Origin of the sequence: Schleiferilactobacillus harbinensis (assembly GCF_008694105.1) — a bacterium.
Lineage (GTDB): Bacteria > Bacillota > Bacilli > Lactobacillales > Lactobacillaceae > Schleiferilactobacillus > Schleiferilactobacillus harbinensis.
The window spans coordinates 969225-981589 of the sequence record NZ_CP041364.1; the positions used below are offsets into that span (position 1 = coordinate 969225).

Genomic DNA, 12365 nt, shown 5'->3' on the forward strand with positions numbered 1-12365 from the left:
GACAGAAAGAAGAGACGGACATTATGGCAAAGACCGCACTTGTGGCGGCATTCGTGAACGCAATCATCGCCGCCAATCCGGAATATGAAGCCGTCGATGATGTTTACCTGAGCAATCGGATTCTGGCCCTCGTGGGTGATGACGCGCTGCCGCTGACCACCGTAACGACGAATGTAATTGACTTGAAAAATGAATTAGTCGATCACGCCGTGACCACTGGCCTCATTGATGATTCCCAACCGGACCGGGATATCCTTGGCGACCAGCTGATGGATCTCTACACCCCCACTCCGGGCATAGTGAATCGTGAGTTCTGGAAACAGTATCGCGACTCCCCCGAAGCCGCCACCAACTATTTTCATCACTTATCCGAGGCCAACGACTACATTCAAACCCGCCGGATCGCGAAGAACATTCGTTATCTGACGCCTACGGATTACGGCAAATTGGAAATCACCATTAATTTGTCCAAGCCGGAAAAGGACCCCAAGGCCATTGCGGCCGCGGCGCAGCAGAAAAACACCAACAATTACCCCCAATGCCAGCTCTGCTTACAAAATGAAGGCTATAAGGGCCGGCTGGACTTCCCTGCCCGCAGCAACCACCGGATCATTCGCTTCGATATCAACGGCCACCACTGGGGGTTCCAGTATTCCCCTTACGCCTACTTTAATGAGCACAGCATCTTCTTGGATACGATCCATGAACCGATGCACATTAACCGGCAGACGTTTGTAAATCTGCTGCATATCGTCACGGTATGGCCCCACTACTTCGTCGGCAGCAACGCCGACCTGCCCATCGTCGGCGGCTCAATGCTGAGCCACGAGCATTACCAGGGTGGGCGGCACATCTTCCCGATGACCGTGGCGCCGCTGGACAGCACCTTTGCCTGGCCGGCCCACCCGAACGTGACCGCGGGTATCGCCCACTGGCCGATGTCGGACATTCGCCTGACCGCACAAACCGCTGAGGCATTGATTCCAGCTGCCGAAGAAATTCGCGCCGCTTGGCAGAACTATTCCGATGAGGGGCTAGATATTCGGGCCTATACCGAGGGTGTCCAGCATCATACGGTGACACCGATCGCGTCCCGCACCGCGGACGGCGGCTATCAGCTGGATCTGGTGCTGCGAGACAATCAGACCTCCGTCCAGTATCCGGACGGCATTTTCCACCCGCATCAGGACGTGCAGCACATCAAGAAAGAAAATATCGGCTTGATCGAAGTGATGGGCTTGGCCGTCTTACCGGCCCGGCTCAATAGTGAATTGGCCGAAGTGGAGAAATTCCTGCTGGGCCAGAAGAATGCCATGAAAGAGTATCACCGGCCCTGGGCCGAACAACTGGCCAAGGATAATGCCGGGCGCATTTCTGCCGCCTCCGTTGAAGATATCGTCCGCCAGGCGGTGGGGCGCGTCTTCCTACGGGTGCTGATGGATGCTGGCGTCTACAAACGGGACGCCGCCGGCCAGGTTGGGTTCCACAAATTTATCACACACGTCACAGAAGCTAACTAGAATGGAGTGACAACCATGGCCACGATCAAAGATATTGCGGATCGGGCCGGTGTCTCCAGTGCCACGGTATCGCGGGTGCTGAATTACGATCAATCATTGAACGTTACCGAGGAGACCCGCCGAAAAATCTTCCAAGTGGCTAATGAGTTGCAGTACTCGAAAGCGCACCGGAAGCAGCCGCAGCAAAAACGCATCGCTATTGTCCAATGGGTCGATGAAGCCGACGAATTAAGCGACCTGTACTACCTGTCGATTCGGATGGGCGTCGAAGAAGCGGCGGCGGAGCAAGGATATTCGGTCATCCGCCTATTCCATTCCTTTGGCGCCAGCGAACTGAAGAATGTCGCCGGCATCGTTGCCATCGGCAAGTTCGGCGATCATCAGCTGAAAGAGCTGAAGGCCTACCGCCTGCCCCTGGTGATCATTGACGACGACGTGCTGGAGCGGGACATCAACTGTGTTGTCTCTGACTTCACTAACGCTGTCAATCAGGTGGTGGATTTCTTCATCAGTCACCACATTGAACGCATCGGCATGCTGCGCGGGGTAGAGAAAACCAGTGAGGGCAATGAATGGCCCGATCCCCGCCCCCACGTCTTCACCACCGCATTGAAACGCTTAGATCTGTTCAACCCTGATTGGGTCTTTGAGGGCGCGTTCAATCCAACCTCCGGCGAGGCGATGATGGACGAAGCGTTAGCCAAACTGGATGACCATCTCCCCCAGGCCTTCTTCGCCACCAGCGATGCCCTGGCGATTGGCGCTCTGAAATCGCTGCGCCGGGCCGATATCGCCGTCCCAGACCGGGTCGCGCTGATCGGGTTCAACGACATTTCCATCGCCAAGTATCTGGAGCCGCCGCTGACCACAGTCCACGTGGACACCGAAGCAATGGGCCATCAGGCCTTTTATCGCCTGAGTCAGTTGATTGAAAATGCAGTGCCGGAATTGGCCCAGAAGATCACCATGGCTACCCACCTGATCATCCGGGAATCCACCCCGCACTAACCAGTATCATGAGTCGCCGCCTTCTCCGCGGCGGCTTTTTACGTGGTTGAAAAACCCCTTGTGCAAAGTGGTCCGGACCAGTAAACTAGTAAAGTTGGCTTTTAATCTTAACGACACAAGGAGCGATTTGGTTCATGAAGAAATTAGCATTGATTGGTATCACCTTACTCAGCGCGGCGGCGTTAGGCGCGTGCAGCTCAGGTACGACCCAGAGCGGTGCCAGCAATATCACTGTCACGTCGGGTTTCAAAAATGATACGGTCAAGCGCAGCGGGTATACGGTGAAAATTGATCAGGCGAAGGTGCTGAAGGCACACAGTAAAGGCAACGATACAGACCATGCTGTCGTTGCTCTGTACTACACGCTGAAGAATAGCAGCAGCGATAATATCACTCCAGATACTGCATTTAATGACACCTTGACGGTCACCCAGGGCAAGAACACGCTGGATCCTAATGGTGTGCCGGCTGATAAGTTCCTAACCGTTTCTGGTACGCCAGTGAAAAAAGGTAAGTCCGCTGAAGCAGCGATGAACTTCACCCTGCGGGATAACAAGACAGCAGTGACACTGACAGCGCGTAATGGCGCCTTCGGCAAGGTCATTGGTGAAGAAAGTATCGATATTACAAAGTAATTCCTTTTCAGGCCAGTTGGTGACCGCCGACCGGCCTTTTTTTCTGCCTTAAGGCGGGGCAATCCCGTATAATAGAGGGAGAAAGGAAGCGGGTGCAGATGAGTACGGTAATGATTGGCTTGATGGTCGTTGGGCTGACGATGGCGGTGATCGGTTTATTCTGGCTGATCATCGCGGCAATACGCCACCGGCAACTGCAGCACCCGGCCCTCGTTTTAGGGGTTGGCTTACTGGTCACCCTGCTCACCTTCACGGGTCTTGGTGCAGTCGTCAGCGGGGACCGCAGTCAATCGGCCGCGGAAAAAATGGCGGCGGAACAAGCTGCCAGTGCCCGCTCCAGTTCAGCGGCGCAGGCCAGCAGCCGAGCGGACGCGCAAGCGGCCAGTCAAAGCAGTCGGGCAGCCTCAGAATCGGCCGCTTCCCAATCAGACGATGCCGCCCGGTCAGCATCGTCCGCCCAGGAGGCGTCCCGGGCCAGCGCCGCGGCGGCATCGCGCTCAGCATCATCAGCTCGCAAAGCGGCCCAGTCCGCCAGTGCTGCTTCAGCGTCTCAGGCGGCCGCCTCAGCACAGTCATCCTCTGAGGCAGCTGCCAGTAGTCAGTCATCCGCCTCTTCGGCCTCAGCCGTGGTCGGAGACTCCAGTAATCATACGTACTATCCGGCTAACGCCGTACCCAGTGATGTGCCGGCTGATGCCCGGGTCAATTTCACCGATAGTCAAACCGCCGAGCGTGCCGGATACACCTCGGCGGAGTAATTATTTCATCACGTGTGTTGTGCTTCCTTCAGCGTTCCCGGTCGCCAACACATTTTGTTTTGCCATTATTCAGGAAAGCTGGAAAAGTAAATGGATTTTTCACTCATCGCGCGGCTCGCCGCAGAGTTTATTGGTACTGCCATTATGATCATTCTCGGTAACGGGGCTGTTGCCAACGTCGACCTCAAGGGCACCAAGGGCAATGGATCCGATTGGATGCTGATTGCCGTCGGCTACGGGGCCGGGGTGATGATTCCTGCCCTGCTCTTCGGGAGCATCTCAGGCAACCACATCAATCCGGCGTTCACCATTGGGCTGGCCACCGCCGGGCTTTTTCCTTGGGCTGAAGTGGCCCCGTATATTGCGGCCCAAATGCTCGGGGCCATTGCTGGCCAACTGGTGGTCATTGCCGCTTACAAGCCCCACTATGACTTGACTACGGAGTCAAACAAGATTCTTGGCACGTTTTCCACGATTGATGCTACTGGCAGTCATTTGAATGGGTTCATCAATGAATTTATCGGTTCATTTATTCTGTTCTTTTCTGCTTTGGGCATTACCCGCGCCCCGTTTTTCCATAATAATTTAGGCACGGCCCATCTGGCCTTGGGTTTCTTAGTCGGTACGCTCGTCGCTTCCCTGGGCGGCCCGACCGGCCCGGCCTTGAACCCGGCCCGGGATTTGGGCCCGCGGTTAGTTCATGCGTTGTTTCCGTTGAAAAACAAGGGCGACTCCCAATGGGAGTATGCATGGATTCCGGTGGTTGCACCGTTTCTGGCTGGGATTACCGCTGTTGGATTGTATAAAGTCATTTTTATGTAAGAAAACCAAAACAGGTATGCCGCAGCTTCAATTGAAGCCGCGGCATACCTGTTTTTAACATGCTATTTCCAGAATCCCGGCAGTTTCCCACTGCGCTCGCGCGGTGGGTCATGGATCAGCCAGATGACAAAGCGAACTCCGCCCAGGATAACGATTGCGAGCAAATTAAACCAAGGGTGACGATACATGGCATAAGCCACAAAAAAGAAACCAAAGCCGAAAAAAGCCGCAATATAGAGGGCAGCGAGAATGTGATACGTGCGTTGTTTGTGTTCGGCCATCAGCTCAGCTCCCAGCCTATCTGTCGTGCGTCTCGTCTTCGTTGGTCTTCAACACCGCCATGAATGCTTCTTGCGGAATTTCGACATTTCCCACGGCCTTCATCCGCTTCTTCCCAGCCTTCTGTTTCTCCAGCAGCTTCCGCTTCCGCGTGATATCGCCGCCGTAACACTTGGCCAGCACGTTCTTCCGATACGCCTTCACAGTCGTCCGGGCGATAATCTTATTGCCGATGGCCGCTTGGATGGGAATCTCGAACTGTTGCCGAGGAATGGTCGTCTTCAGCTGGGCGGTAATATCCCGACCGCGCTGATAGGCGAAATCTTTGTGCACGATGAAGCTCAGAGCATCGACGGGTTCGCCGTTGATCAGAATATCCATCTTCACCAGATCACTGGCGCGATAGCCGATCAAATCATAATCCAGGGAAGCATAGCCCTTCGTACTGGACTTCAGTTCGTCAAAGAAATCGTAAATGATTTCAGACAAGGGCATCTCGTACACAATGCTCACCCGGTATTTATCCAGGTAATTCATCGTCACATACTCGCCCCGCTTGCGCTGGCACAATTCCATGACCGCCCCGATATAGTCGCTGAGCACCATGATCTCGGCCTTCACATAGGGTTCTTGAATCTCCTTGATCGTAGTGGGATCCGGCATATCCGCCGGATTGTCCACCACGTGGGTGTCGCCATCGGTGGTGATGACGTGGTAGTCCACACTTGGGGCAGTCATGATCAAATCCAGATCATACTCCCGTTCCAGCCGTTCCTGGACCACGTCCATATGCAGCAAACCGAGGAAACCGCAACGGAAACCAAAGCCCAGCGCTTGAGAAGTTTCAGGGGTGAATTCCAAAGCAGCATCGTTCAGCTGAAGTTTCTCCAAGGCCTCCCGCAATTCGCCGTACTTGGCATTCTCCACCGGATACATCCCAGAATACACCATCGGCTGAATCTGGCGGTAACCCTGCAAAGGCTTGGCAACCGGATGGACGGCGGACGTCACCGTATCACCGACCCGGGTGTCTTGAACGGTCTTAATTGATGCCGCTAAATAGCCGACATCTCCCGCCATCAGCATTTCCCGGGGCTGGGCATCCGGAGACATCACGCCGACTTCAGTCACTTCGTATGTTTTGCCGGTGCTCATCAATTCGATTTGGTCGCCAACTTTAACGGTGCCATCAAATAAACGGACACTGAGCACTGCGCCGCGATAGTTGTCGTATTTGGAGTCAAAAATCAACGCCTTCAAGGGGGCCTCTACGTCGCCTGTTGGCGCGGGCACATCATGGACGATCCGTTCCAACAGTTCGGGAATCCCAACGCCCTCTTTAGCGCTGGCGAGCACGGCATTGGAGGCATCGATGCCGATCATGTCTTCAATTTCCTGCTTCACCACGTCCGGCTGAGCACTGGGCAGGTCGATCTTATTAATCACCGGAATGATCTCCAGGTCATTGTCCAGAGCCAGATAAACGTTGGCCAATGTCTGCGCCTGGACGCCCTGGGCCGCATCCACGACCAGAATCGCCCCTTCACAGGCGGCCAGGGAGCGGGAGACTTCATAGGAGAAGTCCACGTGTCCCGGCGTGTCGATCAGGTGGAAAATATACGTCTCGCCATCTTTGGCGTGGTAGTGCAATTCAACTGCGTTCAACTTGATGGTAATGCCCCGTTCGCGTTCCAAGGGCATCGTGTCCAGCAATTGGTTGGTCATATCCCGTTCGGCCACCGTATGGGTGAGTTCGAGGATACGATCTGCAATGGTGGACTTGCCGTGGTCAATATGGGCCACGATGGAAAAATTCCGAATGTGTTTTTGCCGGTCGATCATTTGCTGCTGATCCATCTTGAGCCTACTTTCCGTTAGTTTCAGTATGGCCCATTATACCATAGGTTCAGTGCCGATGAGGCGTGGTCAGTGCATGCCGGGTATGGCTCCAGGTCTGTTGATTGGGGAAGGTCGCCAACCCGACGAGTTGATCAGCCAAATAAGTCAGCGAGAACCAATAGAACGCCACCAACGCCTTGGGCAGCTGAGCCAACCGATGGGGGGCATCGTACCAGTATCCCGCAATCATCGGTAGAAATCCCTCCAGAAGGATCGCCCAATTGATCAGTGTCATCGGCACGAAGTAACTGCGTTCCACATCTGCCAGCCACATCGGATATGCCCCGCCTTGCGGAACGACCCAACTGATCCCCGACCCAAGGGCAAAGATCAAGGCCAAGAGATACTGGATGTTTTGCCGCATGGAGAACAGATAATTAATCTGATCAAGATAGCGCACGTCCCCTGACTTAAAGAAATGGGCCAGCAGCGGCCCGACATTATGGAAGGCAGTGTACCAATGGCCGCGGCTCCAGCGGTAACGTTGGACCATGCTGGCCCGCAGATGTTCCGGCTTTTCGTCATAAATCCGCGTCCAGTGATTCCAGCCAACGCTGCCGCCGCTTTCCACGATACGGATCTCCATCTCCAGATCCTCGGTTAAACTGCGGGACTGGAAGCCGTCATGGGCCACCAACCAGTCCACATTGACCGCAAAACCGGTGCCGCCGATACTGTTATCAAGCCCCAGCCGATACTTGCTCAATTGAAAGAAGCGATTCATGGTCCAATAACTCATCGCGTAACCCAAGGATAACAGCCGATCATCGTTCTTGCTGTCCAGATAAGCCTGAATAGCCGTATACGGCTTTGCCAGAAACTGGCTGTTCAGTTCCCGTAAGATTGACGGATCGGCGAAATTGTCCGCATCGAGCACCAGCACATAATCCGCTGCCCGCAGCTGGCCAGTATTTGCTAAGGTATCCAGTCCATATTGCAAGGCGGCCGGCTTGCCGACCCCGACCCGCCGGAAAAGACGGCGATTGGTATCAATCACCTGAGCCCCAAATTGGCGGGCGATGGCCGCGGTTTCGTCGGTGGATTGATCGCTGATTACCACGATGCGGTACAATGCCCGGGGATAATCGATTTGTTTCAGATTGGCCAGAGTCGCGCCCAGAACCGCCTCTTCGTTGTGCGCCGGGATCAAAACAAGAAAACGGCTCCGGGGCATCGCCGTCGGGTAATCCCGCCGGGCACGGCCGAAACCGAAAATCGTCAGAAAGATGTAATACATCGTGAGCAGCAAGACCCAGGTACTGATGCTGATCACTAACAGAAACAGGAACCAGCCGAAGTGCTGAATGAACGGTGCAAAAGAATCGGCGATACTTGCTAAAATCGCAATCGGGCCGCCAATTACCACCAGCAGGTAAATCACCAGTGCACCAAAATCTAATCGTGACCAATGTTTGATCATAAACAATCCCCTCACTTCAAAGAATGGTGAGGGGCAATTTATTCTATACTGCCAAACCGGTGGCTACATTATCACTGCAAACCGAACCGGATGCAACAATTATGTCTCGGCTGAATTATTGGTTGGCTACCGTGAACCGGGTATTGCGGTGAGCCGGTTTTTCAATTTCATTCAAAACCGTGACGGCCATTGTCCCACTGGTTGTTTCTGACTTGCCAGCCGCATTATGCAGCAGGGTATCCGTACCCAGAAGGGCCTCAGTGGCAGGTCCGGCATTGAATGTCTGACTGGGGGAAATACCGACCCAGTCCACATTAGTAACGGTCTCTAAGAATTGCAGTTCAATATACTGATTTCCAGGAATCGCGATGAAAGACTCGCTTTGCGGGAGTTTGCGCAAGTCTTCGACCAACAAGTGCCGGTCAGTGCCAGTTTGGAGCGATCCGGCGCCGAGAATGAAGACCAGTCGCGGCTTAGTCGTTTCCCGGAACATCGCCACGAGGCGGGTTGCCAAATCAACATGCCGGTATGCATGGGCTGGATCAGTCGCGAAAGCATCCACGATGACATCTGCCCCGGCAAAAGTCGTTTCTGGTAAAGCGAAGACATCCGCGGCCACCGTCTTTAAATCTGGGTTGGCCGCCGCTAATTGCGCCAGCTCCTTGGCCGACCGGGCGATGCCCGTGACCGTGTGGCCCCGTTTAATTGCTTCTTGAACGATTGCCGACCCGGCCATACCAGTAGCTCCAATCACAATAATTTCCATCAAATCATCCTTTCGCTTCTTTTCTGAAAAACAATACTCTGACTAATAAAATCAGAGCAATCAAGAGCAAGACGACGACAAACAGCAAGGCATGCTGGGCACCATTGGCGGTCCCAACTGCTCGGGAAACATGGGGTGCCGCCTGACCCAGAGCAACGATGGCGGCGACAATGGCCGTGCCGATTGCGCCGGATATCTGCTGGACCGTGGTCATGATTGCATTGCCGTCGCTCTTTGTCAGTCCGCTTAGATAAGACAGCCCTTCCGTCATCAGATTACCAAAGGACAAGCCCAGGCTCAGCATATAGACCGTATACAGAACGGCAATCGCCCAATTACTCAGACTCTGAGCAAAGACCATCAAGGTCACGTTCGCCCCAAGGGCCAGAATGATTCCCAGCAGTAGTGGCGGCTTGGCCCCCCAATTATCGTAGATTCGCCCGCCAAAGGGTGACATCGCCGCGCCCAGCAAGGCACCGGGCAGGACCAGCAGACCAGCCAAGTTAGCGCTGGCGCCGTTCACCAGTTGAATATAATTCGGCAGGATGAAGGATAAGCCGATGGTCGCAATCTGGAAGGCAAACAAGGCGAAGGTCAGGGAAGAAAAACCGCTGTTTTTTAACACCGAAAAATTGATGATCGGTGTCACTTGCCGCGACCGCCAACCCAGAAGAATAAAGGCCACCACCGCCAGAAGGAGCATGCCGCCAACGGTCAAGCTTAAGAAAGCCCGGCTGCCGAGATTGGAGAAGCCCAGAATCATGGCCACAAAGGCCACAGCTAAAAACAACACACTGAGCCAATCCAGGCTGGCCGCTTGAGTGGGATGCTTTTGGCGAATCGTCATGATGCCCAAGATCAGCGACGCAATCAATAGCGGCAGCAAGAACACGAAGATGTAGCGCCAGCCCAAAGTATCGACAACGAACCCGCCAAAGGTGGGCCCGATGGCTGGACCAACGGCAGTAATCAGGGTGCCGACCCCCATCATCAAGCCCAACTTAGCCATCGGCACCTGATCGATGATGATGTTGAACATCAACGGCAGCGCGATCCCGGTCCCAAGGCCTTGAATCCCCCGCCCTAATAATAATACCGCGAAGGACGGCGCCAGCGCATCCGTCAGCACGCCGATGATGAACAGGCTGTTGGCGATGATAAACAGCGCCTTCGTCGTGAAGCGGCGCTTCAGATAGGCTGATAACGGCACATGATGGCGACCACCAGCAGGTACAGTGTCGTCATCCATTGGACAGTGCTGGTGCCAATGCCAAATTGGCGCATCAGCGTCGGGAATGTAATGTTCATCGCCGTCTCCACGATCGTACCACACAAGGACATCACCCCGGTAGCAACAATCGCTCCCAGCACGTAGCCGGGAATCCGGTCATTTTTTGTTTCAGTCAAAATTTTCCTCCTTATTCAATTCAGCAATGTGTTGCAGAAAATGGGTAATTACCCTGACTTCGGCGGCAGAATAGCCAGCGGTAATTTTTGTATCCGATGCTTCGATATAGTCCCGCACCAGCTGGACCTGCTCCTGGGCAGCGGCGGTCAGCCGCACTTCCTTTTGCCGGGCGTCTTGGGCCGCATTCTGGCGCGTAATCAATCCCTTGGTCTCCATAGTTTGCAAAACCTGTGTGGCGGTGGAGCGTTTGATCTGAAACTCCTGTTCAATGTCCCGTTGCAGGACGACCTGACCGGCAGTGGTTCGGCGGTACAAAAAATCCAGAAAAGACATCTGGGTCCCCGTCAAACCATGCTGTCGGGCATACTGATCCAGCCCCCAAGATAACCGATTACTGGCAATCTTCAATAACCGTCCGATTTCTGGTGTCATCTTTCTTCCTCCATATCGTTAGGATGCTAACGTATTATACAACCATTTTCAGAAAATAAAAAGCCCTCTGACTAAAAAGTCAGAGAGCTTGGTTATATGCTGTCGCCACGACGGGGTGTAAACGGGTTCCGCGCCCCAGACTGCTCGTGGCTACTCTTCGCCGCGCAGTTTATCCCGCATCTTTTCAAACAAATTCTTTTCCTGCGGTTTGATCTTATCCCCCCCGGCAGCAGAGAAGGCTTCCAGCGCCTCGCGCTGCTTGGGGTTCATGTTTTTCGGCGTAATCACTTGCACGCGCACGTGCTCGTCGCCATTACCGCTGCCCTGCAACTTGGGCACGCCCTTGCCGCGCAGGCGGAAGTTAGTACCGGATTGGGTGCCGGCTGGCACCTTCAGCGTTACCGGACCATGGACGGTGTCCACGTTGATCTCGTCACCCAATGCCGCTTGGGCAAAGGTGATGGGTACGGTGACATAGATTTCAAAGCCGTCTCGTTCAAACTCCTTCGACGGCTGCACACGGAAAACCACGTACAAGTCGCCATAGGGGCCACCGTTTTCACCAGCATCGCCCTGACCGTCCAGACGCATCTGCTGGCCATCATCGACCCCCGCCGGGACCTTAACTTTCAGCGTGTGCTTCTCTTGGACATGGCCGCTGCCGTGGCACGTCGGGCACTTGTCTTTGATTTCCTTACCAGTGCCGTGGCAGACATCGCAGACTTCCCGGGTGCGCATAATGCCGATCGGGGTCTGGCGTTGAATTTCAATGTAGCCTGACCCATGGCACTTATGGCAGGTGACCGGACTCGTTCCCGGTGCGGCGCCCGACCCATGACAGGTCTGACAGGTCGCGGTGCGGTCATATTGGATCTCCGTATCCGTACCAAAGATGGCGTCTTTGAAACTTAGATCCATCCGATACTGCAAATCTTGTCCTTGCCGGGGTGCCATCGCATTTTGCGTGGTCGCGCCGCCGCCGAAGAACTGGGAGAAGATGTCGTCGAAACCGCCAAAACCACCGGCTCCGCCAGCATTGCCAAAGCCGCCGAACCCGCCAGCGTTGCCAAAACCGCCAGCCCCGGCACCGGCCCCATTCATGCCGGCTTGTCCGTACTGATCATATTGGGCCCGCTTTTGCGGATCGCTTAAGACCTCATAGGCTTCGTTGATTTCCTTGAATTTCTGTTCCGCATCCGGGGCTTTGTTAACGTCGGGGTGCCACTTTTTCGACAATTCGCGATAAGCATGTTTGATGTCGTCATCGCTTGCGTCTCGGCTGACTCCTAACACTTCATAGTAGTCACGTTTCGCCATCTGGCGTCCTCCTTGATATCGTGCAAATTTAATACAGACTGTCACTAATATACCATAGGTGCTAAAACAACAAAAGCCTGCCCGCAGGCAAGCCTTTGCAT

11 protein-coding genes and 1 pseudogene are annotated in these 12365 nt (G+C 54.5%); 5 read left to right on the forward strand and 7 right to left on the reverse strand.

Annotation, left to right across the window (positions count from 1 at the left end; translation table 11 throughout):
- Positions 1-23: 23 nt before the first annotated feature.
- From galT to FMM01_RS05050, 5 genes are all read left to right on the forward strand, one after another.
- A complete protein-coding gene (gene galT / locus FMM01_RS05030) occupies positions 24-1520 on the forward strand; it encodes a UDP-glucose--hexose-1-phosphate uridylyltransferase (RefSeq protein ID WP_150391823.1) in 1497 nt (498 codons plus the stop codon).
- 15 nt (positions 1521-1535) lie between these two features.
- A complete protein-coding gene (locus tag FMM01_RS05035; RefSeq protein ID WP_150391824.1) occupies positions 1536-2528 on the forward strand; it encodes a LacI family DNA-binding transcriptional regulator in 993 nt (330 codons plus the stop codon).
- Between the two features lie 134 nt (positions 2529-2662).
- Positions 2663-3163, forward strand: coding sequence for a DUF5067 domain-containing protein (locus tag FMM01_RS05040; RefSeq protein ID WP_150391825.1), 501 nt, complete (start codon positions 2663-2665; stop codon positions 3161-3163).
- Between the two features lie 98 nt (positions 3164-3261).
- Positions 3262-3921, forward strand: coding sequence for a hypothetical protein (locus FMM01_RS05045; RefSeq protein ID WP_150391826.1), 660 nt, complete (start codon positions 3262-3264; stop codon positions 3919-3921).
- 90 nt (positions 3922-4011) lie between these two features.
- On the forward strand, positions 4012-4743 hold the full coding sequence (locus FMM01_RS05050) for an MIP/aquaporin family protein (protein WP_027827734.1): 732 nt from the start codon (positions 4012-4014) through the stop codon (positions 4741-4743).
- Positions 4744-4805: 62 nt separating this feature from the next.
- Here FMM01_RS05050 and FMM01_RS05055 read toward each other — a convergent pair whose 3' ends face one another.
- The 7 genes and pseudogenes from FMM01_RS05055 to dnaJ all read right to left on the reverse strand — a co-directional run bounded on the left by FMM01_RS05055 (position 4806) and on the right by dnaJ (position 12264).
- Positions 4806-5024: a hypothetical protein gene (locus FMM01_RS05055; protein ID WP_150391827.1), complete on the reverse strand. Its 219-nt coding sequence runs from the start codon at positions 5022-5024 to the stop codon at positions 4806-4808.
- 16 nt (positions 5025-5040) lie between these two features.
- Entirely contained in the window at positions 5041-6879 is a 1839-nt protein-coding gene (gene lepA / locus FMM01_RS05060; protein WP_027827732.1) for a translation elongation factor 4, read from the reverse strand.
- A 49-nt stretch (positions 6880-6928) separates the two neighbouring features.
- Entirely contained in the window at positions 6929-8341 is a 1413-nt protein-coding gene (locus FMM01_RS05065; RefSeq protein WP_150391828.1) for a glycosyltransferase family 2 protein, read from the reverse strand.
- A 115-nt stretch (positions 8342-8456) separates the two neighbouring features.
- Complete coding sequence (locus FMM01_RS05070) at positions 8457-9107, reverse strand: NAD(P)-dependent oxidoreductase (RefSeq protein ID WP_063515450.1); 651 nt, start codon at positions 9105-9107, stop codon at positions 8457-8459.
- Between the two features lie 4 nt (positions 9108-9111).
- Positions 9112-10448: pseudogene (locus tag FMM01_RS05075) on the reverse strand (MFS transporter).
- A 58-nt stretch (positions 10449-10506) separates the two neighbouring features.
- Entirely contained in the window at positions 10507-10947 is a 441-nt protein-coding gene (locus tag FMM01_RS05080; RefSeq protein ID WP_150391829.1) for a MarR family winged helix-turn-helix transcriptional regulator, read from the reverse strand.
- Positions 10948-11097: 150 nt separating this feature from the next.
- Entirely contained in the window at positions 11098-12264 is a 1167-nt protein-coding gene (dnaJ, locus tag FMM01_RS05085) for a molecular chaperone DnaJ (RefSeq protein WP_150391830.1), read from the reverse strand.
- Positions 12265-12365: the final 101 nt, after the last annotated feature.

Bases quoted from the DNA above. Each gene is read 5' to 3' on its own strand.
- galT (WP_150391823.1), top strand. From the start codon at position 24: ATGGCAAAGACCGCACTTGTGGCGGCATTCGTGAACGCAATCATCGCC.
- FMM01_RS05035 (WP_150391824.1), top strand. From the start codon at position 1,536: ATGGCCACGATCAAAGATATTGCGGATCGGGCCGGTGTCTCCAGTGCC.
- FMM01_RS05040 (WP_150391825.1), top strand. From the start codon at position 2,663: ATGAAGAAATTAGCATTGATTGGTATCACCTTACTCAGCGCGGCGGCG.
- FMM01_RS05045 (WP_150391826.1), top strand. From the start codon at position 3,262: ATGAGTACGGTAATGATTGGCTTGATGGTCGTTGGGCTGACGATGGCG.
- FMM01_RS05050 (WP_027827734.1), top strand. From the start codon at position 4,012: ATGGATTTTTCACTCATCGCGCGGCTCGCCGCAGAGTTTATTGGTACT.
- FMM01_RS05055 (WP_150391827.1), bottom strand. From the start codon at position 5,024: ATGGCCGAACACAAACAACGCACGTATCACATTCTCGCTGCCCTCTAT.
- lepA (WP_027827732.1), bottom strand. From the start codon at position 6,879: ATGGATCAGCAGCAAATGATCGACCGGCAAAAACACATTCGGAATTTT.
- FMM01_RS05065 (WP_150391828.1), bottom strand. From the start codon at position 8,341: ATGATCAAACATTGGTCACGATTAGATTTTGGTGCACTGGTGATTTAC.
- FMM01_RS05070 (WP_063515450.1), bottom strand. From the start codon at position 9,107: ATGGAAATTATTGTGATTGGAGCTACTGGTATGGCCGGGTCGGCAATC.
- FMM01_RS05080 (WP_150391829.1), bottom strand. From the start codon at position 10,947: ATGACACCAGAAATCGGACGGTTATTGAAGATTGCCAGTAATCGGTTA.
- dnaJ (WP_150391830.1), bottom strand. From the start codon at position 12,264: ATGGCGAAACGTGACTACTATGAAGTGTTAGGAGTCAGCCGAGACGCA.